The 26295-nt window shown below is 58.6% G+C and carries 25 protein-coding genes, 2 pseudogenes and 1 other annotated feature; of the genes and pseudogenes, 14 read left to right on the top strand and 13 right to left on the bottom strand.

The window, feature by feature from the left end; translation table 11 throughout:
- The 4 genes from sphst_RS21080 to sphst_RS04670 all read right to left on the bottom strand — a co-directional run.
- A partial coding sequence (locus sphst_RS21080) for a hypothetical protein (protein ID WP_234387368.1) occupies positions 1-227 on the bottom strand: 227 nt, incomplete at its 3' end.
- Complete coding sequence (locus sphst_RS04680) at positions 224-1513, bottom strand: sensor domain-containing diguanylate cyclase (protein WP_031393135.1); 1290 nt, start codon at positions 1511-1513, stop codon at positions 224-226. The genes sphst_RS04680 and sphst_RS21080, both read right to left, overlap by 4 nt.
- A gap of 11 nt (positions 1514-1524) precedes the next feature.
- Entirely contained in the window at positions 1525-1839 is a 315-nt protein-coding gene (locus tag sphst_RS04675) for a phosphonate transporter (protein ID WP_051916224.1), read from the bottom strand.
- Positions 1840-2012: 173 nt separating this feature from the next.
- Positions 2013-3794, bottom strand: a complete 1782-nt coding sequence (locus sphst_RS04670; protein WP_031393137.1) for a sensor domain-containing phosphodiesterase — start codon at positions 3792-3794, stop codon at positions 2013-2015.
- Between the two features lie 764 nt (positions 3795-4558).
- On the opposite strand from sphst_RS04670, the pseudogene sphst_RS04665 reads away from it, so the two are divergent.
- Positions 4559-4757 (top strand): annotated as a pseudogene (locus sphst_RS04665) (IS5/IS1182 family transposase); the annotation flags it as partial.
- A 249-nt stretch (positions 4758-5006) separates the two neighbouring features.
- Here the strand turns inward: sphst_RS04665 and sphst_RS04660 are convergent.
- The 3 genes from sphst_RS04660 to sphst_RS04650 form a co-directional block, all read right to left on the bottom strand.
- Positions 5007-5558 carry an FxDxF family PEP-CTERM protein gene (locus tag sphst_RS04660; protein ID WP_043156118.1) on the bottom strand — a complete coding sequence of 184 codons (552 nt, stop codon included), beginning with the start codon at positions 5556-5558 and terminating at the stop codon, positions 5007-5009.
- A gap of 1250 nt (positions 5559-6808) precedes the next feature.
- Positions 6809-7267 (bottom strand): GGDEF domain-containing protein, encoded by a 459-nt coding sequence (locus sphst_RS21630; protein ID WP_442800380.1) that lies wholly within the window; start codon positions 7265-7267, stop codon positions 6809-6811.
- 503 nt (positions 7268-7770) lie between these two features.
- A complete protein-coding gene (locus sphst_RS04650) occupies positions 7771-8526 on the bottom strand; it encodes a Crp/Fnr family transcriptional regulator (RefSeq protein WP_159043515.1) in 756 nt (251 codons plus the stop codon).
- Positions 8527-9152: 626 nt separating this feature from the next.
- On the opposite strand from sphst_RS04650, the gene sphst_RS04645 reads away from it, so the two are divergent.
- From sphst_RS04645 to sphst_RS04640, 3 genes are all read left to right on the top strand, one after another.
- A protein-coding gene (locus tag sphst_RS04645) for an IS3 family transposase (RefSeq protein WP_442800378.1) occupies positions 9153-10384 on the top strand; the annotation gives its coding sequence in 2 pieces (ribosomal slippage) (positions 9153-9450 and positions 9450-10384; 1233 coding nt in all).
- Positions 9437-9553 (top strand) — a sequence feature (AL1L pseudoknot). (Overlaps the previous gene by 117 nt.)
- Positions 10381-10533: a hypothetical protein gene (locus tag sphst_RS20325; protein ID WP_159043514.1), complete on the top strand. Its 153-nt coding sequence runs from the start codon at positions 10381-10383 to the stop codon at positions 10531-10533. Before sphst_RS04645 ends, sphst_RS20325 begins: the two co-directional genes overlap by 4 nt.
- Before the next feature lie 154 nt (positions 10534-10687).
- Positions 10688-11053, top strand: coding sequence for a hypothetical protein (locus sphst_RS04640; RefSeq protein WP_159043513.1), 366 nt, complete (start codon positions 10688-10690; stop codon positions 11051-11053).
- A gap of 1167 nt (positions 11054-12220) precedes the next feature.
- Here sphst_RS04640 and sphst_RS04635 read toward each other — a convergent pair.
- From sphst_RS04635 to sphst_RS04625, 3 genes are all read right to left on the bottom strand, one after another.
- Positions 12221-12841 (bottom strand): DJ-1/PfpI family protein, encoded by a 621-nt coding sequence (locus sphst_RS04635; RefSeq protein WP_031392967.1) that lies wholly within the window; start codon positions 12839-12841, stop codon positions 12221-12223.
- A gap of 500 nt (positions 12842-13341) precedes the next feature.
- The gene (locus sphst_RS20320; RefSeq protein WP_159043512.1) at positions 13342-13518 is read right to left on the bottom strand and encodes a hypothetical protein; all 177 of its coding nucleotides are present in this window, start codon (positions 13516-13518) and stop codon (positions 13342-13344) included.
- Positions 13519-14322: 804 nt separating this feature from the next.
- Complete coding sequence (locus tag sphst_RS04625; RefSeq protein ID WP_442800379.1) at positions 14323-14754, bottom strand: MerR family DNA-binding protein; 432 nt, start codon at positions 14752-14754, stop codon at positions 14323-14325.
- Between the two features lie 72 nt (positions 14755-14826).
- Between sphst_RS04625 and sphst_RS04620 the strand changes: the two genes are divergently transcribed.
- The 4 genes from sphst_RS04620 (at position 14827) to sphst_RS04605 (ending at position 17418) form a co-directional block, all read left to right on the top strand.
- A complete protein-coding gene (locus sphst_RS04620) occupies positions 14827-15594 on the top strand; it encodes a glutaredoxin family protein (protein WP_031392970.1) in 768 nt (255 codons plus the stop codon).
- 398 nt (positions 15595-15992) lie between these two features.
- On the top strand, positions 15993-16172 hold the full coding sequence (locus sphst_RS04615; RefSeq protein WP_081877393.1) for a metal-sensing transcriptional repressor: 180 nt from the start codon (positions 15993-15995) through the stop codon (positions 16170-16172).
- Positions 16173-16405: 233 nt separating this feature from the next.
- A complete protein-coding gene (locus tag sphst_RS04610; RefSeq protein ID WP_159043511.1) occupies positions 16406-16939 on the top strand; it encodes a hypothetical protein in 534 nt (177 codons plus the stop codon).
- Entirely contained in the window at positions 16939-17418 is a 480-nt protein-coding gene (locus tag sphst_RS04605; RefSeq protein ID WP_031392972.1) for a DUF421 domain-containing protein, read from the top strand. Before sphst_RS04610 ends, sphst_RS04605 begins: the two co-directional genes overlap by 1 nt.
- Positions 17419-18217: 799 nt before the next feature.
- Here the strand turns inward: sphst_RS04605 and sphst_RS04600 are convergent.
- The 3 genes from sphst_RS04600 to sphst_RS20315 form a co-directional block, all read right to left on the bottom strand.
- Complete coding sequence (locus sphst_RS04600) at positions 18218-18952, bottom strand: Crp/Fnr family transcriptional regulator (protein ID WP_159043510.1); 735 nt, start codon at positions 18950-18952, stop codon at positions 18218-18220.
- Positions 18953-19080: 128 nt separating this feature from the next.
- Positions 19081-20253 (bottom strand): zinc-dependent alcohol dehydrogenase, encoded by a 1173-nt coding sequence (locus tag sphst_RS04595; RefSeq protein WP_031392973.1) that lies wholly within the window; start codon positions 20251-20253, stop codon positions 19081-19083.
- Between the two features lie 10 nt (positions 20254-20263).
- A complete protein-coding gene (locus tag sphst_RS20315) occupies positions 20264-20542 on the bottom strand; it encodes an SRPBCC family protein (RefSeq protein ID WP_159043509.1) in 279 nt (92 codons plus the stop codon).
- Positions 20543-20696: 154 nt separating this feature from the next.
- Here sphst_RS20315 and sphst_RS04590 point away from each other — a divergent pair.
- From sphst_RS04590 to sphst_RS04560, 6 genes and pseudogenes are all read left to right on the top strand, one after another.
- A pseudogene (locus sphst_RS04590) lies at positions 20697-20990 on the top strand (molybdopterin cofactor-binding domain-containing protein); the annotation flags it as partial.
- 44 nt (positions 20991-21034) lie between these two features.
- Positions 21035-21841, top strand: coding sequence for an SDR family NAD(P)-dependent oxidoreductase (locus sphst_RS04585; protein WP_234387366.1), 807 nt, complete (start codon positions 21035-21037; stop codon positions 21839-21841).
- Positions 21842-21856: 15 nt separating this feature from the next.
- Positions 21857-22615 carry an alpha/beta hydrolase gene (locus sphst_RS04580; RefSeq protein WP_081877395.1) on the top strand — a complete coding sequence of 253 codons (759 nt, stop codon included), beginning with the start codon at positions 21857-21859 and terminating at the stop codon, positions 22613-22615.
- 539 nt (positions 22616-23154) lie between these two features.
- Positions 23155-25311, top strand: coding sequence for a TonB-dependent siderophore receptor (locus tag sphst_RS04570; protein WP_234387364.1), 2157 nt, complete (start codon positions 23155-23157; stop codon positions 25309-25311).
- Positions 25308-25622 (top strand): hypothetical protein, encoded by a 315-nt coding sequence (locus sphst_RS04565; protein ID WP_107045228.1) that lies wholly within the window; start codon positions 25308-25310, stop codon positions 25620-25622. The genes sphst_RS04570 and sphst_RS04565 overlap by 4 nt, the downstream gene beginning before the upstream one ends.
- On the top strand, positions 25619-26295 hold a 677-nt coding region (locus tag sphst_RS04560), incomplete at its 3' end, for a PepSY-associated TM helix domain-containing protein (RefSeq protein WP_199848915.1). The genes sphst_RS04565 and sphst_RS04560, both read left to right, overlap by 4 nt.

Raw genomic sequence — 26295 nt, 5'->3', positions numbered from 1 at the left:
CTCAACAGGCTGTCGTCGAGGTCGAACGCCTCTGCCAGCGCTCCTAGCGCACCAAGCTGCTCCATAGAGTCCAACTCCAGCCCGTTGTCGCTGATTAGCGTCGAGGCCGGCCAATCTCCCTTTGCCGCATCAGGATGGTCCGTACCGCGCTGACGGCGGAACTCGGCCGCGACGACGGCGCACACAATCCGATGCACGGCTGAACGTGGCACGCGGTGCTTAGTCACGCTGCCTCGGTCTCAACCACAAAGACCCGGTTCCGGCCGGCATGCTTTGCGGAATAAAGGCGTTTGTCCGCCAACGCGATGAGCCCTTCGACCGACCCTTCGGTCTCATCGAGGGTCGCACAGGCCAGGCTGGCCGTTACCCGCAGAGTGCCTGATTGAGCTTCGATGACGACATCGGCAATCGCTTCGCGAAGTCGCTCGGCAAGCTCCATGGCTTGATCACGGTCGTAGCGTGGAAGTAGAACCCCAAATTCCTCGCCTCCCAAGCGCGCAAAGATACCACGTGGTGGCAAGAGTGCGATGCATGCCTCGGTCACCCGGCATAGAAGCGTATCGCCTACCGGATGGCCGTGCGTGTCGTTGACCGCCTTGAAGTGATCGAGATCGAGTACGACCAGCGACAGCGACTGACGAAGTTCGCGCCAGCTCTGCTGTTCGCGTGCCATCGCCTGACTGAAATGTCGTCGATTTGCCGCGCCGGTCAGATGGTCGCATGTCAGGAGACGCCGCACGTCTTCGGTCGCCGCGTCGCGACGCGGTACATCACGAAGCACAACTGAAAATCGGGGTAAGGTCGCATTGTCGCGTGCCGACCGAGCGACAACGAGACGCTGACACCAGTAGCGCTCGCCATCGGCGCGTTGCTGCCACCCTTCCTGAAGATGCCAGCCCTCACGAACTGCGATCGCCAGCTGCTCGTCCAGACGCAGATCGCCGCCGGGCAGATCTGTACTGAGAACATCGGCAAGGTTATGACCAGTAACGTCGGCCGGCTCATACCCCGTCTGCCGGGCAAAGCAGGTGTCGGCTGCAGCGATTTGCCCGTCTGGCGTGATCGTCAGAGCGGCATAGCCGTTGACCCCGTCGAGTAGCGTGGCGAACCAGGTATCGGCCTGGCGCAGGCGGTTTTCCTGAACAACCTGGTGGCTAATATCGGTGAGCGTTGCCATAAATCGATCCGTGGCGAGCTTGACGAACGTACAGGCGAGGACCTTTGGCGTGGTACCGCTCTTGCCCGGCCCGAGGTCGACGAAGATGCGGTGGCCGTCGCAGATGCGTCCCGTAGGCAGTGCAAAGGCTTCTGCCATGCTTCGCAGTTCCGGGGCGTGATGTTCGAACGCCGAGAACAGGTTGCTGACGCCACGCGAGCCCGCCAGCGGCAGCAGATGCTGCATGGCGTGCGGGTTCATCAAGCCGATCTCGCCGGCTGCGTCGCATTCGATTAGCCCGATGGGGCAGGCATATAGGAATTCGAGGAGTTCTTCCTCACCCGACGTATCGGTCATTCGGCTTGCCCTCAGCGTTCGATGAGCAGGTAGCGGCGCGGCATTTCTGCGCTCGCGAGCAGGCGCAAGCGCACCCTGGTCGGCCGCATGCGGAGCGTCAGGACGTACGGAAATATGTCGTCGATTTCCGGTTCGTCTTCGAACCGCTGCGCCACCATGAAGTTGTTCATGCACTGCGCAACAGCGTCAAAGAACGGGACGCCGACCACCGTGGCCGGATCTAGCCCTGACATACGAGCCTCAGTTGCATTATAAACCTGTACGATGGTGTCAGCGGCAAAGCCGACGACTCCGAACGGCAAGGCATCGCGGTCTGCTTCGCTCATGGTCTCAAGGTCGTGCAGTACGACCGTTTCGAAATCTACGTTTGTTGGTGACACGATCAGTAGCTCCTCAACGAAGCGTCATGCCTTAGGAGGGTTAACTATTTGACAGATCGGCAGTGTTGACGCTTCGTTTTGAAAGAATGCCCGCATATCTGTAGAGCCTGTCCGTACCGTTAGACGGCACACGACATAGGCTGGGCGGACCGTTGCCGCTCTAAGAGCCAGGTGGCAAACCCGTCGGCTTCCATCGGCCGGGCAAACCAGAAACCCTGAGCTTCTTCGCAGCCAAGCTCTTCCAGAATGACGGCCGCCTCGGCGGTTTCGATGCCTTCTGCGACGACGCGGTAGCCCAGCCTATGAGCCAAGCCGATCATCGTTTCCACAAGAACAAAGTCGGATCCTGTCGCTCCGGTCAGGTCGCGTATGAACGTCTGATCGATTTTTACGATTTGTGCTGGCAGACGTTGCAGATAGGCCAGGCTGCTATGCCCGGTACCAAAGTCATCGATAGCAAGGGATACGCCTGCATCTTTGAAGCTCTGCAGCATGCCTAGTGCCTGATCGGGCTGTTCCATGATCGCGCTTTCGGTCAGCTCAATTTCTAAGCTGCCAAACGGTAGCTCACGCCGGATCAGTCCAGTCGTAATCCTTTCACTAAGGTCTGCTTCGCCAAGGTTAGCGGCCGAGATATTGACCGATAGCGTGATCGCCAGCCCACCACGTCGCCATGCCGCCAGCTGGTCCATTGCCGTATCAAGAACCCACTGCGTAGTAGGTCGAGCAAGCGACGTCTGTTCGATGATCGGAATAAATTCCGCAGGCGACACCTCGCCCAGAACTGGATGACGCCATCGCAGTAGCGCTTCGGCACCGACGCAGCGGCCCGTGGAAAGATCGATCCGAGGCTGATAAACGAGGCGAAGCTCGTCACCCGCCTCGAGCGCCGCGCCAAAGTCTTCCAAGAGGCTATATTGGCGGCGATGCGCGGTGTCGCTTACCGGTGAATACAGCGCAATTGATCCTTCCGTATCCCTCGCATCTTGAGCAGCACTCATGGCCCCACGGATAACGTCATCGACCGATACCGACCCGGCAATGAAGGATCGGACGCCAATTGTTACGTTCGTGACAAACCGGACCGACGACGAAGCCCGCATGGATGCGAAATTTGTTCGCAAGAGCTCAATATAACCCGATTGCTCGACGTTTGATGGCGAGATAAAAGCGAATTGTGCAGTGCCAACCTGATAGGCGTATCGGTGCGGGCCAAGCGCGGCTTGCAGCGCTTGAGCTGCCTCATGAACTAGTTGGTCAACGCGGGCGGATCCCATGGCGCGCGTGATCCTGCTTATCTGATCTTCGCGGGCTAGGTCCACGACGACGGCAAAGTACTGCTTTCCAGCATAGTCTCGCGTCAAGTCCATCAGATCTTCACGAAACTGGTTTCTCGTGGGCATACCGCTGACGGGATCAATCCTACCGAAAGCATGCTGAAGTTCGATCTGCGCCATGACCATGGCGGCTAGGTCCGTGAGAGCGGCAAGTTCTGCGGATGACGCTTTGCGTGGTTCTGTACCCAATACGCATAAAGCACCGAGGCCATACCCGTCATTGGTCACCAGCGGTGCGCCAGCATAAAAGCGGGTACCGGCACGACCGAGAGGGCTTTCGGCATAATCAAGGTCCTCGAGCAGATCCTCGATGACTAACGCTTGCGTAGACTCGGCAACCTGCGCGCATGGAGCACCGGCGCGTGGAATGCTGCAATGATCGATGCCGACGCGCGACTTGAACCACTGCCGATCGTGATCGGTCAGCGATACGGCAGCCACCGGCAAACCAAAGATCTGGCTCGCCATCCGGGTTATACGGTCGAAGCTCTCGCTTGCCGGAGTATCCAGTAGTTTTAGCTGCTGCAGCGCGTCCAGGCGGGACGTTTCATGTTGGTTGCGCACACGAACTCCTTCGCGTTTACGCTTACGATCAAAACCTTAACGGTTCTAAACTCACTTTATAGCTGCAGGTTAACTTGCGTCATATTAACCATGAATATCCGGCCATCCATCATGATTCCTGTACAATATCGGGCGAAGATTCACGGTAGGGGAGGCTGCCGCACTAGCCTGCACACGGAAGTGGACCTCGCGTACGTTAGGAGCGAACGGACAGTGAACGGCGCAACTGGTAGTGAATGATTCAATCGCTTTCGGGCACGACGGCTTGATAGCTGCCAGAGCGGCGTTGCTGCTTTCCGAAATGGACCCGCCAAGAGAACGGCGGGCAACAGCGACTAGTGAACGGCCCGTGCTGTAGGCCGCTTCCCCAAAGACCGTTCCCGAACCGCTTTCCGTAAATGGCGTCGTCTCAAGTCATGAGAATGACAGGTACGCTCTCTAGACGAAGTAAAACACACGATATTTGCAACTGGGGGTTGGCGACAGTGTTTTACGACGATGGAGAGGCTGCTGTCCGAAACCACCTGTTTGTCGCACAATGGTGATTGCGACCGAGTTTTTCGCACATCCGGCAGCTGAACGGCAAGAATTGGTGGTGGAAACTGGAATGGCCGCTTTTTGGTGACGGTCGCAACAAGCGGATATTCGTTAATTCGGCGGCCAAGGGTTAATACGACGACCCGCCCTTGCGTTTCACGCGCAAGTTGGGCGGCCAGGAAATAGTTGGCGCACATCTGAGCGACGGCTAGCCTGCCGCTATGGCTATCGCGCCCTGCATTCCGGGCCGCAGATCGCGCGACGAGCCGGTCAGATACGACAAGCGCCGCTACCGGCGTCGCAGCCGCCTCGAGATCATGTTTGGCCGTCTGAAGGATTGGCGTCGTCGCCACTCGCTAGGACCGCTGCTCAACCGCCCTCTTCTATGCGGTCGCGCTCGCGGCCACCGTCATCTTCTGGCTATGACCGATGAGTCCTGACCCTAAGAGGGTCGACAATCGAACGCTGGTAGTTGGCCCCCGCCATCTTTCATCGACGCCAACTCGGAAAGTAACGCGCGGCGCAGCTGCAGAAGCCTGTGCCGTCGCCGCGTCGCGCTACATCGATTTTTCCGCGGACCGAAGCGCGCCGGATCTCAATTAAGTACAGCCGCCAACTCTTGAGGTTGACGGCTGCCTTCCCAAAGATGGACGCTGGGACCAACTTGAATTGTGCTTAGGCGAATGCGATCTTCGCCTGCCGACGACGAACGCGCATCGATGCGCCGATCCCGCCGATCCCGAACAGCATGATTGCCCAGGTACCAGCCTCGGGAACTGCTGCCGTCGGCTCGAACGTTGCGGTGCCGGCATAGGAGCCGTTGCCCCGCGAGACGCCGTTCACGACGATCTTGTTCGTCGCACCCGAGGCGATCGCCACGTTGTTGATCTCAAAAAGTTCGGCCTTGCCGACAACAGTCTTCGACGCCGCCAAGCCCTTGATGAACACCGACAGGATGTCGAGATCGGTCAGGCTGAAGAACCGCGTCGTGCTCGTGCTGAGCGTACCGCTAGCCAGACCGGCCTGGTCGATCATGAAATTGAAGGTATCCGTGAATGCACCCGACTTGATGCCCGCACGGCCGAAGTCTGCCGAAACGGTACCATTCTTTATATTGCCACTGACGGTGAATTCCGGGTCGTTCGGAGTGAAGTTAACTGCGTGAGCCGCTGGGGCCATCGCGAATGCGGATACGAATTCCATTGTCGAAAGAAGTAAACGCTTCATGATTGCCCCCTTTTACTTGATACCTTAGAAAAGAGTAATGGGGACCATAGAGCTATGCAAACTGGTATATTGCTTGAAAACAGGCCACCACCCAACCATTGTGCGGTTTCGGGACACTCGCGCCTCTCCCATGACAGACGGCATTTGAGCAACACCGATCCCATCAGATGCTGCAAAAGGCTGATGTAGTGCAAAGGTCAACACGGTCGATCTGGCAGTGACTTTCTCCCCCTCAGGTGGGTACGCATCAAGTGAGTGGCTACAACACACGGCGGGTACCGCCACAAACCTGCTTTTACGGTGACACTCCCTATGGGGTGGCCCGCTCCTCGACGTCGAATTGTAGGGTCTTGATGGCCCTACTGCGAGGCCTACCCTTGCGTCGAACGCCGACGATTCGACAGTGATGGAGCCAATATGAGCGACCCCAGAACATGGTTTGAGCCAAAGGCCGCTGGCATAGGCTGGATACCCCGAACGTGGGAAGGCTGGGTGATAGTAACAGCGGTTATTGCAGTGGGCGCGTTCGTGCGGAGGCTGAATCCGTGACCCTCAGACGGGCTGATGCCGATAGATTGCGCGGATCGGTCGAGCAAAAATAGGCGGCGCAAACGAGCAAGTGCGACGGCACATACCTTTAACATAGCACGCGAGGTCGCGCTGACCTGATCGCTCTGTGGCATTAGACGCTCCGAGTTCAGTCGCCCGATGGGCGTTGGATGCTGGCGAGATCCGGACACAGTCGCCGTGGCGTTAAGATAAATCCCATAACCAATTTGATTTATGTTACGTTAGATCGTTCAGGCACCCGCAGCTTGACGATAGGAGCTGGATGGTCGTCGTACTGGATACTGAGTGCTTTACCGCAACGCCCTGGAAAAGTTGCGTTCGGCTCGAAGGAGCGGGAATCGCGCTAACCCTTTCTCCCGCAGCGGCTATCAAACTTGCAGATTCGCTTATAGATGCGAGCGCTGTAGCCCTAGGGCAGGTGGCAATGAGGGAAGCTGGGCTGCGGCTTAAACCTGACTGATTATAATCACACTCGAACTTTAGCGTAAGGATTGAATGTGTGAGGCTCGTGCGTCAGGTGGTGCGTTAACTGCATGTTGTGTGGATGGGTATGTTCCGAAATGGACGGGCGAGCCGTCCACTAGATTGGTCACGCCTCTGAGTCAGATTTGAATATAGCCCCGTCATCTGCCTTGAACTGATGAAAGCGGCTACCTTTATTTCTTATATTTTATTTATAATCATGATGGTATAGTAGATCTGCTTGACGACTTGGCTTCGTACATGATCCTGTCAGCGACTCGCATAGCCTGCTCAAAGTTGCTGCCCGTTGCAGCGCCCAAGCTGCACGTCGCACGCCACTGCGAGGTTTCTAGCGCAGTCATCAACGCCTGATGGATCCTGCTGGACTTTCGTTCGCCCGCGGCTTCGTCTCGAACTGTCAAGCAAAACGCAAATTCATCACCTCCAAGGCGTGCAGTGACGTCGTAAGGCCTAACGGATGCGCTAAGTGCATGGGCGACGATACGCAGCACCTCGTCGCCTGCGGCATGGCCATACTGGTCGTTAACCGCCTTGAATCCATCCAGGTCAATCACGCCGCACAATAGGATCCTGCGATCTCGAGCAGCCGAAGACTCTTGCCGCTTGCCCTCACGTTGAAAGGACCTCCGGTTGCCCAGCCCCGTTAGGGGGTCCATCAATGCGTTTTTGCTCTCGTGGTCGAACGCTCGACGGAAGGCGCTCACTAGAAGGATTATAAAAATCACTCCAAGGACAAGCATTGAGGCATTCCAAGCAGCCGCTGCAGCAGTAACAGAGGCTGCCTTAGCAGACAGTTGATCGGCGAAGCCATTTAAGTATAACGTTGTGATAATTGCCGAGGTGCCGGCTATAAGGCCGGCAACCCGTCCGAAGCACCAAGTTGTTAGACATAGCGGAACAAGATAGGCCGAGTTAAGCGAGTAGAGGGGGCCTGTCACAGCATCGATAATGAAGAGCCCTACCCATATAGGTATGATCCATGCGAGAGCTGACAGAGGGCTTAAGCGCGCAGACGTCCGCATCACGCTTTCTAGCAGAGTTGTTTCTCCAGCACGGCGAGATTTCCGCGGAAAACTGTCAAATCTAATTGTTTTCCGTCGGGCTATGCACGCGCCCATGCCGGCAGATATTTTCAGTTCGGAGGCGGTTCCGCGGTTCGTCATTGGTAGTGTCCGAGTGCCGTGATCCGCTTGTTGAGGTGCAGGTAGCGGTCGTTAAAGCCTGCTACTTTTTTCAGCAGATCCCAGTTGGGAAATGAAATAAGGTGCTGGTCCTGCTCGAGAATACTGTCCTTTATCAAGCCCTTGATCGTCCGGTTGACGTGAACCGCTGTCAATCCGACTGCGTCGCCAATCTGTTGCTGCGTCAGAGGCAATTTAAATGCCTGACCTTGTGCTAGCCCGCATGGATCGAGCCTCGTCGCTAGCTCGCAGAACAGATGCGCTATCCGAGCTCGAGCATTACGGCGTCCGATATTCACAATCCACTCGCGGGAGATCGACGCTTCGATCAAAGCGCTCGCCATTATCGCATTCGAAATCGTCAGGCGCTTGGACATCAAATTTCGGATCAACGTCTCGTCTATCACGGCTACCATACAGGGCATTGTCGCCTGCACGCTGCAATCATCATCGATCAGACGCATATGCTGGATGTTGATTATGTCGCCTGGCAGTAGGAAGCCGACAATCTGGCGAAATCCATCGCTCGTGGTTTTATAGGCAATAGCAAAGCCAGATACCAGTGCTTGAAAGTCGGCAGAGATTGCGCGATCTTTTATGATGTGCTTACCGGGATTGTAAGAGTGCAACGAAAACGGCAGCGCCATTATGGCCGCACGATCATCCTCCGTTAGGACTGTGTTTAAAAAGAACTTCTCGAGCATTGGCGAAAGTGGGGCACCAGAGGTCTGCAAAAAAACTGTCCCAACGGAATGCGTGTACGACCACGAGCACCTAAAATTCGACGTCTTAATCTCGCGTCTCATAACATCTATCACGTACGAACGGCCTATGAACCAACGAAATATGCCTCAAAGCGAAACGATATGCAGTCCATAAAGTAGCAATGAGTTATTTCGAGCCGCGACGTTAGGCCTTGAGGCGTCATTCGGAAGCCCTGTCATCGAGACGCTGCGCAAAGCCCAGGAGATGATCCCCATCATGACGACTGGACGCGCTTCGCTACGGCGCTGGACGCGATTGAGGAGGTGTCTTGGTTCGTAAGGCGTGGCAGCTTGCCTAGATCGGTTAACCGCGCATAGTCTTGCGGTATGACTACACCGCCAGTGCTTTCCGATGTCATCAAGATCCAAAATGACCGCAGTCCGCTAAAGGCGGACGAGCAAACCGATAGGAATGAAGGCGATCCGATAGCGGATGCGCTGACCATCAAGATTAGGAGGCCTAAGCTCGGGCAATGGTGAGCACTCGTAAAGTTTGGCTTAAGGCGATGACGATCGTCGGGGCACGTAGAATATTTGTAACAGAGCTGAACCGCCCCGGGTTTGTCGGAGGCTCCAACTCCTGAGAAGGTGGAGCCATGACGAGCAAGACGACCAACAATTTTGCGCCCGAAGTCCGCGAGCGAGCGGTGCGGATGGTTTTCGATCACGAGCGGGATCACCCGTCCAGGTGGGCGACCGTGGTATCGATTGCCGAGAAGATCGGCTGTGTTCCGCAGACGCTGCATGAGTGGGTGAAGAAGGCCGAGGTCGATAGCGGCAAGCGCGGCGGTGTTCCGACCGAGGTGGCCGACAAGGTGAAGGCGCTGGAGCGCGAGGTCCGTGAACTGCGGCAAGCCAACGAGATCCTGCGCAAGGCATCGGCATATTTCGCGCAGGCGGAGCTCGACCGCCCGTTCCGGAGATGATCGCTTTCATTGACGATCACCGCGATGCCTATGGGGTCGAGCCGATCTGCCGTGTCCTGCCGATCGCCCCATCCACCTACTACGAACACGTCGCGCAGCGACAGGATCCATCGCGTATGTCGGCACGGGCGCGTGAGGATCTGATTCTCAAGCCCGAGGTCGCTCGCGTGTTCGCGGAGAACTTTGCGGTCTACGGGGTGCGGAAGGTATGGCGGCAGATGATGCGGGAGGGCTTTGTGATCGCCCGTTGCACCGTCGAACGGCTGATGTACGAGATGGGCTTGGCAGGCGTGATCCGGGGCAAGCCGGTGCGTACGACCATCAGCGACAAGGCGGCACCGTGCCCGCGCGATCACGTCAATCGCCAGTTCTTCGCACCAGCGCCGAACAGGCTTTGGGTGTCGGACTTCACATATGTCGCGACTTGGGCGGGGTTCGTATACGTCGCCTTCGTCATCGACACTTACGCCAGACGGATCGTAGGCTGGCGCGCCAGCAGGACGGCGCACGCCAGCTTCGTGCTAGATGCGCTTGAACAGGCGCTCCATGATCGCCGTCCGACCCATCGGGGCGGCCTGGTTCACCACAGCGACCGCGGATCGCAATACCTGTCTATCAAGTACACCGAGCGCCTTGTCGAGGCCGGCATCGAGCCGTCGGTCGGCAGTGTCGGCGACAGCTACGACAATGCTTTGGCCGAGACGATCAACGGACTTTCCAAAGCCGAGGTGATCCACCGGTGCGGACCCTGGCGCAGCTTCGAACCTGTCGAGTACGCCACGCTCGAATGGGTCGACTGGTTCAATCGTCGTCGACTGCTGGAGCCCATCGGCAACATCCCGCCTGCCGAAGCCGAAGATCAATATTATGCTGCCGCAGACAACATCGATATGGCAGCATGACTGACAACCCAAAGCCTCCGGCAAACCTGGGGCGGTTCAAGCCGATGGTCGATACCTTGTTGCAGATCGTGGGTGTTGAAGCTGACGTCGGCGATTGGGCGCGCGTTGCTGCTGCTGTCGACACGATCAAAGACGGGCGGATGCATTAACCCGACCCGCGGAATGATCGTTCAGAAGGTGTTGCCATGGCACGTGTGTCATAACGAGAACTTGCAAGGGACGGTGGGCCTTTGCAATGCTTCATGGAACGAGGTTAAATTGGGACTTAACCGGACCTTAGAGACGTTGACGGACGATAGCCCCATGAACACCTATCGCCGCCCGGTGGCTGGTGCAGACCAAGATTCGCTTGATCGGCGGCACGCAGACCGAACGGGCATGCGCCTCCCGGCCGTGCTCATCACGTCTCTTGCAGATAAGCATCCGGCAATCATTCAAAACGTGTCTACCCTGGGCTTCAAGGTTCGCTCAAAATACGGGGTAACTGTCGGGCGGTTTCTCTCAATCGATATACCGGGGCTCGCTACGTACTCTGGTTGGGTAGCCTGGTCTTATTATGATCAATTCGGGCTCGACGTGGCCAACGCCATTCCGGAGCCGGTTATCGAACACATCATCACGATGGCCGTACAGGCAGGAGAGGGGCCAGCCCCCGCAGGAATGATGTAGCTCAGGTGTACCACTGATTCGATGCCTGGATGCGCTATAAAAATGCAATCCCCGCGAGTTCGACTACCAGCTCGCCCGAGAGCAGGGCAGGAGCCTAGCTAGCCTGTCAACGATGATAGAGCGTAAAGTCGCCTACCTGAACCACTTCGTCAATCGGGGTAAGTCACGGCGCCTAACGGAAGGCTAGCGCCGCCACCTTGCTATCGCGCTTAACGCTGACGAGCGGGAGCTGGGCGCGCGCGATCCTTACTCATAGGGCTGTAGGATATAAAGCCTGCTGACCTTTTCGGACTGCGCGTCGCAAATCGCCTTGTTACGTATCGGGCGTTGCCTCGATTGGGCCTTGAACGGTCGTACTTTTAATTGAGCTAGCTCAGCCGCTGATCGGTGGCATTAGAGCCCAAGATGTATCCGCATAAACCGCGCGAAGCGAGGAGAGACGCCATAGCCGACCGAGGTTGCCAAAATAATAGCGATTGGGAGGCCCCAAACGATTGCGAGTACGCCGTACAGAATCATCATGTACGAGATATGGCAGGAATACTGCCCGCGACTAGCCTTGTTTTTACCCTCAGAGCGAAAGTGTTTCGATCCTGACCATTGCTTACGACGTTAAAGCGTCTGGAGGGCTAGCGCGGGGCGTCTAAATCCTACGCACCTGCAACAATAGCAGCACGATACTTAATGATCAAACCGTCCAACCTGACTAGGGAGGGCTACGATGCTTGGAGACGGGGTACTGCCAGCCAGGCAAATCCGCATCAGTAACGTATTCAAACCTGCTGCGGCTTCACATATAAAACGCCCGGCTTTCGCAAGCCGGGCGAGCTAATTACTTGTTTGGCTTGTCGAAGATCCAATAACGCATTTCGGTCCCCTTGTTCGCTAGTTAAAATGCCGCCCTTCGGCACCGCCAGCGTTGTAATTTTAATATTTCATTAACATGAACGGACGGTCAGGCTTTGACGTCAGTGCGATGAGTCGAACGCCTTTTGAGGCAGTGTGATTGGTGCAATACCTGAAATTCCAACTGCTTAGTCGTTGCGCATGCGCTCGAGTGCCGGGAGAAATTTTGGCCCAATGGACATCGACAGTGCGCAGTTCAGTGTCCGGACCATATATCTGAGTTCCGGGCGATTATCATTGCAAGTCGCTACACCTAGAGGGTCAAGCCGCCAGAACCGCCTCTCCAAGGATGAAGGGGGCGACGACACTTATCGCCTGATTGACATAAAGCGCTTTTTCGCTGACCGGCGCGACATAGTGCATCGCTTCCTCCGCATCGCGCATCGAAGCGCCGCGTGCGATCATCCATGTGGCGAGATACTGTGAGGCCAGGCATCCGCCTGCGGTCGCCACATTCCCGTGCGCGACGAATGGCGCGTCGATCACCTTCACGCCCGCCTCGATCACCCAAGGCTTGGTCGTAAGATCGGTGCAGGCAGGAAGATCGCCTACCAGCCCGAGCTTGGCAAGCAGCAGCGTCCCAGAGCATTGCGCGCCGATGAGTTGGCGCAATGGATCAAGCTTGATCCGGGATAGCAGCCCGGCATCGGCCGCAATCTCACGCGTCTTGATGCCGCTGCCAATCAGCACGGCATCGGCGTCGGCAGCGAACTCCAACGGCTTTTGGCGCTGGACTGTCACACCGTTCATGGACGTGACTTCCTCAGTTGGCGAGGTGATATGCGCCGCCCAGCCATGTGCCTTCATACGGTTCAGGATTCCTGCCGCAACGAACGAGTCCAGTTCATTGAACCCATCGAACGTCAGAACCGCAATCTGCATGAACGCCTCCTTTGGCGAAGGTGGAGCACACTCGATAAACGTTTAGGCGCAGAAACGCCCGCGCTTTCCCATTTCATTATCCCAATCGGGCGGTCGGGGGCGCTAAGCATACGATTCCGAACATCCTCTAGCCGGTCCCTAAGTGTAGCGGCTCGCAATGATGCGCGGCCAGAACTGCAATAGATGGCTCTTCCGAGAGGAGGCCCGCGGCGCAGCGCGGCAGCTGTGGGCCACAGCAATCTTGGCCGGGCATGACATTGAGGCGCATCGCTTCGTAATCACCGATCACGACGGCAGGGTATTGGAAACTTTCGATATAGAGGAAGCCTCGCCAAAAATATTGACCGGCCGATTAGGGATCTAGCCTTGCTTCTCAAAATGCACAAGCGCCGGATGGCGTTATTCGAGAAGGCAAGTTGGGATCATACACAACACGTATTCGGCTGGCAAATGACTCTGCCCCTCGGCGAATTGTAGAGAAGGTCTTTCGACGCTATCAATCAGGTTGAAGGATGAATAACAGTAACTACTCTTTGGCCGCACCAGATTTCTACATCTTTATTTAGTGCGTATGCCTTTCCGCCCGAGACAGCTTCCGCATCATTTGGGCATTCCAGATCGATACGCTCAACAATTCTACCGCCGTTATCAATAACATACACGCGATACTCTAACATACTGTTCTTCCGACTCCTCTCTGGGAAGCCAACCTGAAAGAAGGTCGTAGTTGCGTAAAGCGGTATCGCAACCGCTACGGTTTGAAGAAATCTCTAATTGGTCAGATGTTAGCCGATGTTGCTGTCTGGTTAATTCGTTCAAGGCAGGCGTTAGATTGGTACCATGACGGAAATAAGTCCCTGTGGTCTGCGAGCGCGCTTACAGAAATTGCGAGCGCATGCTTTGCGCGTTTGGCCATTTGATCGAGCTACGCCTAAAACCCACCATCCCGTCCGACGATAGTGCCCCGCGATATGGCTAACGCAATTCGGCCGCTCGAAACCTGCCGCTCCAGTTCCCTTTCTATTATCGTCGTTCAACGGTCATATGTGTAGGAAATACGGTTTCAGCGCGACTATACGACAAACACACGACAGTCGCCAATTAGGGTTGGCGATGGCGTTTTACGACGATCAAGATGAGACTGTCCGAAAACACCAGTTTGTCGCACAGTCGTGATTGCGACTGGGTTTTTTAAACAGCAGACGGCTGAACGGCGATAAAGGAAAGGATTACGGCCCGGCCGCTCAGGGCGCTCGGATGGCGCAAGCGACCGTTTGTTCACCTCGAGCTGGGCTCGTACGGGTCCATATTTCCGTTATCGAGGGCTATAAAACGCCGATCCCGTAGCAGACATTCTAACACTAGCTTTTGACACCTGCGAGCCTGTAGAAACCCGCTTATCGTAGGCAGTGTCACAACAGTCTCGAACGGTTGTGACACCTAAAACCGTTCTCGCGCTTCGAGCCGGTCCACGAACTCGCTCATCTGACCGTCAGTGCCGCAGCGTCCAACCGGTCGATATGATCGAACGCTGTTAAAATCGGGCAGGGGCCTTCCGAACCGGAACTGCACTCGCGCGCGAGCCGGCGAAGCGAGGCGCGTACCCGCTCAAGCTCCGTGATTTTCTCGTCCAGCGCGCCGATGCGCTCATTGGCAAGTTCGCGCGCTCGGGCGCGATCGTTGGTCGCGTCCAGCGCCAGCAGTTCGCCGATCTGCTCAAGCGTAAACCCTGCGGCTTGGGCTGATCGGATGAAGCGAAGCTGGCGCGCATCGTCTGAACCGTAGCGCCGGATACCGCCGCCCGCGCCGCCACCGTCCGGCCGGGCCGGCGTGTCGAGCAAGCCGCGGCGCTGATAATAGCGCACCGTTTCGACGCCGACGCCGCCTTCGCGCGCCAGTCCTGCGATCGTCATGTCTGCCATGCCTTGACTCCGTACTGTGGTACGGACCCTATATAGGCGAGGTAAACAAGCTGGAGAAGCGACATGGCGACCGCCCCCGCCAGACAGGCGAAGATCTACCGGATGGTGATGCCGGAACACACCTGCCCCTATGGCCTCAAGGCGAAAGACCTGCTGCGCCGCGAAGGGTATCAGGTGGACGATCACTGGTTGAAAACGCGCGAAGAAACCGATGCCTTCAAGGCAAAGCATGGGGTCAAGACTACGCCGCAGACCTTCATCGCGGGCGAGCGAGTGGGGGGCTATGACGATCTGCGCCGCTTCTTCGGCAAGGCTGTCCGTGATCCCAAGGCCGTAACCTACCGGCCAGTAATCGTCTTGTTTGCAGTGACGGCACTGATGGCGCTCGCTGCCAGCTATGCGGTGCTAGGCACGCCGTTCACGATCCGAGCGGGCGAATGGTTCATCGCCTTCTCGATGTGCGTACTGGCGCTGCTTAAGCTTCAGAACGTCGAGAGCTTTTCGAGCATGTTCCTAAATTACGATCTGCTCGCCAAACGCTGGGTTCCCTATTCCTACATCTACCCTTTCGCGGAAGGTGGTGCGGGCGTGCTGATGATCTCCGGTGCGCTAACTTGGCTGTCGGTACCCATCGCGCTCGTTATCGGGACGATTGGAGCCGTGTCGGTGGTCAAGGCCGTCTATATCGACAAGCGCAAGCTGAAATGCGCCTGCGTGGGCGGGGACAGCAACGTGCCGCTCGGCTTCATTTCGCTTACCGAGAACGTGATGATGGTGGCGATGGCCCTGTGGATGCTCGCCGCCCCAGTCACGCTCTCGACGGCGCACTAGGTTGGGCACCGAACCTCATCTGGCGGCGAGCGCTCCGAACGCCCTCCTCGGCAGGAACCCGGCCAACACGCCCAGGTGATACGGTCATACGAGAGGCTTGACAGATCGAGCTGCGGAATGCCTTTTGCGGACATGGGGACTGCGATCTCCCCACGAGGCGACAGGCCGAAGTATCGCGTCCCTTCTACCTGAGGACGCATCATGCCTGCGCTACATGCCATCACCGTGGACAAGCTTGCCCGTATCATCAGGGACGCCGAACGCTCCGATCGTCATCGATCTGGGTCCGGACACGGTCCGAAATACACTTCCGGCGGTCCTACGCCGATCGGTCGCGACCATGCCGGAGTGGGCAGGCTCCATCGCCGGACGATCCGCCATCGTCATCTGCGAGGACGGTGGGGCCGCCAGTCAGGGTCGATATCGCTCAGCAACTCCAGGCGGTCGAGAATGCCATCGCCAGCGCCAAGCGGGCTCTCATCAACAATCACATCGATCATTGCCTGGTACATGCCGAGGAAGGCGAAGGGCCGCAGCACGCGATCGATCAGTTTCGAGCAATCTCAAAATACTGGTGACGTTAGGCTTCTCGATTAAAGATCCAAACGGGACCGCGGCCCTGCACCGCAGGACATGGTCTCTCGGTAAGGCGCAGTTTCTGATCGACGATTTTCGAGGGCAGAGGGCCAGTGACAGCCTTCCCGATCAGGCTTCGCAATCAGACGCGATGTCATTTTAGCCCACATCAATTATCGAGCATGCACAAGTGCCGGTGGTTGCCAGGTACGCCACGAAAAAGCAGAATGACGCAATGGCGGAGAAACACGAAACTTTCCCGGACGGAATAGACGCGAACCACGCCAAAACCGTCAACGGTTTGCGCGCACATGCCAGCCCACTCGCGTTCTTGATCCTCGGCGGATTGGTGGCAATCGCGATGACGGGGATTCTTGGTGGCGCGCCCTCACCGGTTGCTGTTGTCAGGGCGCCAGCTGCATCGCTCGAGGTGAAGTTGGCCCGGCCGCTACGGAGCGGGCTTTTCTTCGAAACGCGTATCCGCGTGGTCGCGCGGCGCGATATAGCGAAGCCTGTCATCGGCTTCGACGCATCGCTGTGGCGTGATCTCACGATCAACAGTCACATTCCCGCTGCTGCCGACGAGAGCTTCAAGGACGGACAGTTCCGCTTCAGCTATGCCACGCTTAAGACGGGAGAGACGCTGGAAATCAAAATTGACGGCCAGACCAATCCACCGCTGCTCGGCCGTATTGTCGGGGCCATCACCTTGCTCGACGACGATGTCAGGCTGACCGAGAAACGGGTTTCAATTCCGGTGCTTCCCTAATGGATATCGTCCTACGCGCCAGCGTCACGTTCGCTGCACTATACTTGCTGCTCCGCCTTTTGGGGAAGCGCGAGATCGGCCAGCTTACGCCTTTCGAACTCGTCGTCATTGTGGTGATGGGCGATCTGGTCCAGCAAGGCGTGACACACAACGACTTCAGCCTGACCGGATCTATCCTCGCGATTGCGACCTTCGCCTTCTGGGCGCTGGTGATGAGCTGGGCGACGTATCTGTCGCCGCGGCTGGAAACGCTGCTCGACGGTCGTCCTCAAGTGGTAATACGCGATGGTGAGCTGATCACGGCGAACCTGCGGCGTGACAGGATAACGCGCGGCGAAGTCGAGGCGGAAATGCGACTGGCCGGTATCGCGCACATGAAGGACGTAGCTTGGGCGATCCTTGAGACGCAGGGCAAGATCAGTTTCATTCGCAAGGATGACGGTGAAGTGCAGCGGGGAAATGAGGATCGGGCTGCGTAATGGTTTATAATCTGCGGGCGCCATTACGGTCGAATGTTTCGAATGCAGGCGAACAATCGGCCTAGATTCGTTGCCGCCCTCAAGGTCGAACAAGTAGATGTTCACGACGCTTGTTTGGAAAACTCGTCGGCTACTCAGATTTTGTAATGGGGTTTTGGAAACTTTTAAAGGTGCGATTGGAAAGCTAGCAACTTCTGAGGAAGAGTGTCTTCGATTTAGCTATTCTTGCCACCGTGCCGCAGCAGTTGCCTGACCTGACAGAGTGTAACGGAACCGGTAGTCGTGCCGACCGTCGACGCTAACGAATCGCCTTCCGTAGCGTCTTAGCGATCTTGTCGGCGGAATAAGGCGTCTGCACGAGCGTGAAGCCATGCACGCCCTCCTGCGCCAGAACGTGACTGTATCCGCCTGATTGAGCGTCGGAACTCGCGTCACCGGCATCGGCGGGGCGGCAGCCGACCGGAAGCTAAGCTAGTCAAGGTCGCTGAGAGCGGCCTGTCCGCAACCGGTCCACTCTTTGACACTCGGCCCTCCCGGTCAGGCAAGTGCTGCATGTCGGCTTCTGACGAAAGTCGCCGTTTAACTTAGAGCTCTGGAACGGCGGAAGAGTCCTGGTTTTCGCCATCCTAGCGCCGCTGCATGTCGCACGTGGCCGATGAATGAATGTCGGAAGTTGGGGAGGCGAATTGGCGCCAGGAATGGCGGGGATTGCGTCTGGCCGGAAGTTGTAGGGGAGGGGCGCGTTCACCCACCTGTGCCTAGCGCCTAAGTCCGGTTTGTTGAGGCTCGATGACGACCGTTAGCGTGCGGCAGGCAGCCAATCTTGATCGGGAAAAGGTTGCCGCTCAGGCCGGGCCGCAGTGGCTGATAGCAAATCGGCGTTAGGCAGTCGATAACGCCTTCCATTGCGCTCAATAAGCCCCCGAGACGTTAGCGATGAAAGAACGCGATTTACATGTACAGAAGTAAGACCAAGTACATCGCCTATCTGTTCTTGAGTTACCATTAGGTCAAAACTGTTATCTTGCACAAGGCCAATCGGCTCTAAACGTTCTTTAATATCGAGTAAAAAGGAAGCCACACTTGCTTTGGCCCCTACTCTACCGATCGCGGCAAGGCGATCCATAAGTACGATGCGTTCCAGCTGAACGCTCAACAAAAATCGGGCGGCAACGCGTGGGTGTGTTTCAAACAGTGCGCCAAAGCGAGCGAGAGGCACATTAGCGATCACGACCTCGGTTATTGCTAACACATTCTCGGTCGAGCGCCTCATTGCCATGCTTGGTGTTCCAAGCGGTTCGCCCGGCAAATGGATCTTTGCTATCTGTCGCCCGCCGTCTGGCATGACGTTCCATACCGCGGCCCAGCCCGACAGAAGCAGGTAGAAGCCTCTTGCTTCATCGTTTTCCCGGAGAATGGTTTGGCCGCGGTCGATCGTGTATGGCCGACCCGGCAGAGCCAAAACTGCCTCGCGCTCAGCTTCGCTAAGCAAGCCAAATTGTTCAAATCGGTGCAAGGGCAGCAGTTTTGTCATGACCATTCGATAAATCGGGTGTGCCCGGTTTTGCAATTGTGAACCGCAGCCTCGATCTTGTGATCTTGGTAGGAGCAAGAGCCCTTCCCATGCGATTCTTGCCCCGGTTACCGTGCCTTAGCCTCAAGTTAAGCTGTTGAAGGCGAAAACACAGCCCGCAGGCAGCCATCTTCCTTGTGCTTGAACATGTGATAGCCCGTTGGACTCTCTTCCAACGAGAAGTGGTGCGTGGCCAGCGCTGCCGGCGTCAGCTCGCCTCGTTGGGCGTGCTCGAGCAATCGCGGCACATAGGCCTGGCCATGCTGCTGCGCTGTCCGAACAGTGACGCCTTTGTTCATCAAAACCCCCAGCGGAAATTTGTCCATCACGCCGTAGACGCCAAGGATTGAGAGCGTGCCGCCCTTGCGCACGGCGAGTATGGCCTGACGCAAAGCGGTGCCGCGATCGGTTTCCAAATACAGCGCCTGTTTGACCCTGTCGTAAGCGTTCTGGAGGCCCGTGCCACCCGCTTCCATGCCGACTGCGTCGATACACGCATCGGGGCCACGTCCCCCTGTGAGTTCCTTCAGTGCTTCCACGACATCGACCTGTGTGTAGTCGAGCGTGATTGCGCCAAACGCCTGGGCCTGAGCGAGGCGTTCAGGATACCGGTCGATCGCGATCACCCGCTCGGCTCCGAGAATCATGGCGCCTTGTTGCGCCATCAGGCCCACCCCGCCGCAACCCCAGACGGCGACGACGTCTCCCCTCTGGATGTTGCAAAAATCCGCGCCCATGAAGCCGGTGGGGGCGGCGTCGGAAATGAACAGGGCCGCCTCGTCGGAAACGCCGTCCGGCACGACAAAACAATCGGTGTTGGCGAAGGGCACACGGACATATTCGGCATGCGCTCCGGCGTACCCGCCAAACGCATGCGAATAGGCGTAGATGCCGGCTGTCGGATAGCCCAACAGCGGCTCCTGTAGCTCGGGCTTGGGATGGGTGGTGTCGCACAGCGAGTAGAGGTCGTGCTGGCAGTACCAGCATTGCCCGCAGGAAATGAAAGACGGCACGACAACACGATCGCCGCGCTTCACCTTCGTCACCGCGCGTCCGACATCTACGATCTCACCCATGAACTCGTGACCAAGAACGTCGCCAGCCTTCATCGTTGGAATGAGGCCGTCGATGAGGTGCAGGTCCGAACCGCAGGTCGTCGAAAGCCGGACCTTTAGGATGACGTCATTCGGGTTGAGGATTTCAGGATCGTCGACGGTTTCGACACGAAGGTCGTTGACGCCGTTCCAGCAGAGTGCACGCATCTGGTTTCTCCTAGCGATCGGTGCCGCCTTTGCGGGCGGCAGGTTGGGGGTCGGTGGTTGGGATCTCACCGGTCATCGCCAAGGCACGGAACCTGTAGAGCGCCTTGGACACGATCTCGCGGGGAACGATGTGAAACAGCTTGCCGATCGCCTCGCCGACGATGCCGCCCGGGGGATCGAACCGCACGCCGAGGTGGAGCTCTGTGCCGCGATCACCAGGCGCCGTCTGGAACGCCAGCGTGCCAGTGTTGGCGATGTCAGCGCCTTTACCAGAGGACCATCGAATCAAACCCTGGTCTATGTCATGAACTGAGGTACGCCATCGATATTCGCCACCTGCAGGGCCTCGGGCGGTCCAGTCGGCGCTACCGTCGGCACTGACAGTGACATCTGCGAAGTCCGCCCAGATGCGGGACTGGGTGTCCGGCCGCAAAGATGGCGAACTAGTGGTCGAAGACCTGATGGAGTTCGCCAAGCTCGCGGATCAGTTCCAGCAGCAGACGTTCGGGGCGCATTTTGCCGAGGTCGCGGTCGACGCCTATACCGGCGAGGTTAGAGTACGGCGCATGCTTGCGGTCTGCGCGGCGGGACGCATCCTCAACGCCAAGACCGCGCGTAGCCAGGTGATCGGTGGCATGGTGATGGGCGTCGGTGCGGCGCTGATGGAGGACATGGCGATCGACAAGCGCTTCGGCTTTTTCGTGAACCACGATCTCGCCGGTTACGAAGTTCCGGTGACCAAGATATTCATGCTCGGCGTTCCGGATATGCGTGCTGCGCATTGCAATGGCTGATCGGCCGCCATTTACCCATCAAACCCGGAGTATGTTTCGTGCCTAATCCCCATCGCTTTTCCGACAAGGTCGTATTCGTCACCGGTGCCGCTAGCGGCATCGGCCGCGCGACGGCCGTTGCTTTCGCAACCGAGGGCGCACGCGTCGCGATCTTGGATCTAACCGAAAATGCCCTTTCCGAAACCGCGGATGCTGTGAGGAACGCAGGCGCACAGGTCCTGACCATTGCCTGTGACGTGTCGAAGCCCGAACAGGTCGAGGCAGCGATCAGGCAGGTGATCGAGACCTTCGGCAGGCTCGACATCGCCTTCAACAATGCCGGAGTCGAGAACAAGGCAGCGCCGGTCGCCGAGATCGAAGTCGACGAATGGGACCGAATTCTCGACATCAACCTGCGTGGCACGTTCGTCTGCATGAAGCACGAGCTTGCGCAGATGGTGCGTCAGGGTAGCGGCGTGATCGTCAACACGTCATCGGGGGCTGGTGTCCGGGGGGTGGCGGGCGGAGCGTCCTATGCAGCCTCCAAGCATGCAATCATCGGTCTGACGAAATCGGCCGCGCTCGATTATGCAAAACAGAATATCCGCGTGAATGCGATCCTGCCGGGCAACATCGAGACGCCGATGATGGATCGCTTTACCAACGGTGACATCCAGAAAGCCATCGACCTCGAGCCGGTTGGTCGTCTGGGAAAGCCCAAGGAGATCGCCGACGCCGTGCTGTGGATGAGCGCAGATCTTGGTGGGTTCGTCACCGGTGCCGCAATCTCCGTGGATGGCGGCTGGTCGCTTTAATTACCGGAGTAGCGCCTGTCTCAGACGGTACCGGCGACGCTCATCACCCCGGAAGAAGTCGAGGGCGATCGTGTACTCTTCTACATCCACGGCGGGGCGTACATCGTCGGTGGGCCGGGTGGCTATCACGGGCTGGCGGCTGCGTTCGCAAAGGCGATGAAGGCGCGCGTCTACCTGCCGGACTACCGACTGGCGCCGGAGCATGCATTCCCCATTCCGATCGAAGACACGTTCGCTGCCTATCGCTGGCTGATCGACCAAGGGCAGAACCCGAATTCGGTGACGTTCGCCGGCGACTCCGCGGGCGGTGCGATGGTCGTCTCGGTGATGGTCATGGCCCGAAATGCCGGCGTACCGCTGCCGGCTGGTGGCGCCGCGCTCTCGCCTTGGGCGAACCTCGAGCACACCGGTGCTTCGATGTTCAATCGCGAAGGCCTGGACAAGCTGAACACCAAGGCCGGCCTCGACCTGATGGCCAAAACCTTTCTGGGTGGTGCGTTGCCGAACAGCCCCGAGGCATCGCCCGTTTTCGCGGACGTTCGTGGCTTGCCGCCTATTCTCGTACAGATCGGCGAAGGCGAACTGATGCTGAGCGACGCCATCCGGCTTGCGGGCCATTTGGGTGAGAACCGTGTACGGGTCTCGTTGGAGGTATGGCCGGACATGTTCCACGTCTGGCACATGTTCCAAGCCGAGCTGGCCGAAGGACGCGAGGCCATCGCTAATGTGGCCGTGTTCCTGAGTCAGGCTGTCGAAAAGGCGTCTGCCGCCTAGTCAGCCATCGCGCCACCCTTTCCACGAGGTGGCGCTACCCCGGATCAACCGCTGGGCACACCCTGCGGTTCATATGCAGGGAGGTTGGTGCCGGGATTGCTCGAGGCTGTCCGTGCTCAGCCCCACTTCATTTCACCAGTCGCGACCTTCGCGCCGACCTGCAACGCCACGCCCATGCCGGCGTCGGGATAACGCGCGGTCATCGCGGCAATTAGCGCTGCGCTGTCGCGTATCGAGATAGCGCGTTGGGGAGGCCCACGCTTCGATCATGCACGGTAACTCACGCAAGGGGTGTTTGGCCGCACCTGCCCTAGAAGACCATCCTTTCAGCAATTATGACAAGAACGTTAGATTGATAGTGACTCGCAAAAGCATTTCTTCTACACGCCCCCCCTCAACGGGGGTTCAGTATGAGTTTTTCGGGTATGTTGCTGGCGAGTGCAGCGTTTGTCGGAGGTCCTTTGCCGGCAGTGGCCGAAGAGCCACGGACCGCGAAAGCATCTGCCAAATCGGACGATACGCAAAAGTCCGACGAGATTATGGTTCTCGGAAAAAGCTATGGTCGCGAAGTCGGCAAGACCGTGACACCGCTTAAGGATACGCCGAACACCATCACCGTAATCGATCGCGAGCAGATCGAGGCACAAAATCTGTTCACGCTGGAAGATGCGCTGACCGCTACCAACGGCGTCACCGTCAACGGCGTCGGCAGCGAGGATCCGGCCTTTTTCTCGCGCGGGTTTGCGATTACCAATTACCTGATCGACGGCGTGCCTAGTTTCGCGTTCAACTTTCCGTCCGCAGTGCCGGACCTCTTCTTCTACGACCGGCTGGAGGTGCTTCGCGGCCCAGCTGGCCTGTTCAGCGGATCAGGCAATCCGGCGGGCAGCATCAACATGGTGCGCAAGCGACCGCTCGACGCGTTCAGGGTGCAGGCAAGTGCGGGCGCCGGTAGCTATGACAATCTCCGGTTCGAGCTCGACGTCTCGACGCCAATCGGCACCAAGGTGGGCTTGCGGTTCGGCGCGATGGCACAGGACCAGGATCAGTTCTTCGCCACCGCGCACCGCAACCGCATCGGCGGGTTCGCGGTCGGGTCGCTGGAAATCGGCGATCGCACCACGCTTACCGTCGGCGGCTATTACGACCGCTTCCGCCCGGCGGTGCAGTCGGGCCTGCCCGGCATCATTGGCGGCGTTGACGGCAGCGAAGGACGGCTGCTCGACGTAAAGCGGTCGACCTATCTCGGCGCCGACTGGAACCGGTTTAATGCCAAGACCTGGACCGGGTTTGCCGAACTGGCGCACAAGATCAGCGATCGCTGGACGTTGCGCGCGACCGGGCTGTTCACCGACGTCGATCGCGTCGACATCTACAGCTATATCGGCAACCAGCCGGTCACCGCGACCAATGGTTCGACCAGCCACATCGCCTATCGCGGCGACAGCAAGCAGCAGACGCGGTCGTTCGACTTCAACGGCATCGGCAGCTTCCCGCTGTTCGGCCGCGACCAGACGCTGATCCTCGGCACCGATTATCAGGCAAGTTCGGGCACGTCGTACAACACGCGCCTGTCCAACTATGCGCGGATCGACGTGTACAACTCGGTATCGCCGTTCGAGCCGCCCCTGAACCCGTATGGCGCGTCGCCATACTATCCGGTGCAGGGGACGGGGGCGACCTGTCCAAGTTCCAGCACCGCGATCACGCCGGCACCCGCCAATTGCGTGCTCCAGGTCTATGGCGGCACCGGTACCGATATCGAGCAATACGGCATCTATGGGCAGATGCGACTGAGCCCGGTCGCCGGCCTGACGCTCATCGGTGGCGGACGCGTGACATGGTGGGATACGACGACGACCACGCGCCTGACGCCGAGCGGTATCCTGCCGCCAGCGACGCGCTACGGAGTCGATAACCGCTTCACGCCCTATGCCGGGATCGTCTGGGATGTAACGTCGCAGCTCAATCTCTACGCGAGCTACGCCGACAGCTTTACGCCGCAGGCGGCACCAGTCGGGCGCGCCCGTCCCGACGGGCGGCAGATCGAACCGCTGATCGGCGCGCAATATGAGGCGGGTACCAAGCTCTCGCTGATGAACAACCGGCTGCTGCTTTCAGCGGCGGCGTACCAGATCACGCAGACCAACCGGCTGTTCAACGATCCCGACATCGCGACGGTCGTGCTGCAGACCGGCAAGGTGCGTGCGCGGGGGATCGAGACCGAAGCGACGGGCGAGATTCTGCCGGGCTGGCGGATCAACGGCGGCTATACCTATACCAAAACGAAGTATCTGGAGGACCAAACCGCCGCGTTCGAAGGATTGTCGCTGGTGCCGATCGTGCCCAAGCACATGATCAAGGCGTTCACCAACTATGCCCCGGTCGACGGTCCGCTCGCGGGTACGAGCCTCGGCGGCAGCGTAACGTGGTTCAGTTCGACCTACGGCGGCAATGCGGCGGTGTTCAACGCCGATGGCACGCTGCGCACCCGCTCCACCATCGTCCGCCAGCCGAGCTATGCGGTGCTCGACCTGCGCGCGGGGTACAAATTCAGCGAGCGAGTGGGTGTCTCGGTCAACGTCGCCAACGTGCTCGACAAGACCTATTATGCCCGCATCGCGGCGACCGGTCGCGGCAACTATTACGGCAGCCCGCGCACGGCGTTCGCGACGCTTCGGTACAGCTTCGAATGACGGCCGGCGACGCGCATGCTCGCGCGCGCTGGGCGCGGCGTGGCGATATCGCGCTGCGCGTCGTCGCTGCGGTGCCGCTTGCTTACGCGACGGCGAGCCTGTGGGCGATGGCGATCGCGCGGCTGCTGCCCGGCGACCGTGCCGAGGCGAGCGTTACAGCCGCGCTGATCGCGCTCGTCTTGTGCGCGTTCGCGGCGATGTGGGCGTTCGCCGCGCGCAGTGGCTGGCGGGCGATCTGGACGCTCGTGGCCGCCGCCGGGATCGCGGCCATGACCACATGGGTCTCGATCGACGCAACGGGACGGCTATGAGCAAGGGCTTCAGGCAATCACAGGCGTTCCTGCACACCTGGTCCGGGCTACTGCTCGGCTGGATACTGTTCCTCGTGTTCGTCGCAGGCACGATCGCGTTCTGGCGCGAGGGGCTCAACCGCTGGATGCGGCCCGAGATCGCGCGCGTTGAGCAGCCGATGCGCGTGCTGGCTGGGTCGCAGGCGTTCCTCGCCAGCAAGGCACCGGACGCGAAGAGCTGGATCATTCCGGTGGCGACCGAACGATCAACCGGTGCGCAAGTCTTCTGGGTACCGCAACCGAAGCCCGGCGAAGAACGTGGCAGGCGGGGCAGGCGAGGGCGCAGCGACACGCAGGCGCTGATCGGTGCCGACGGACAGGTCGCACAGCCGCGCGAGACGCGGGGCGGGGAGTTCTTCTACCGGTTCCACTTCGATCTCCACTACATGCCGGTGATCTGGGCGCGGTGGCTGGTCGGGTTCGCGACCATGATGATGCTGGTGGCGATCGTCAGCGGGATTGTCACGCACAAGAAGATCTTCAAGGACTTCTTCACGCTGCGACGCGCCAAGGGCCAGCGATCCTGGCTCGACGGTCACAACGCGACCGCGGCGCTGGCGCTGCCGTTCCACCTGATGATCACCTATACCGGTCTGGTCACGCTGATGGCGCTGCTGATGCCGTGGGCGGTCGT

The organism is Sphingomonas sp. STIS6.2 (assembly GCF_000732685.2).
Taxonomy (GTDB): Bacteria; Pseudomonadota; Alphaproteobacteria; order Sphingomonadales; family Sphingomonadaceae; genus Sphingomonas; species Sphingomonas aerolata.
Note: the sequence above shows the minus strand (reverse complement) of the source record. Positions and strands in the feature narration are given on the sequence as shown.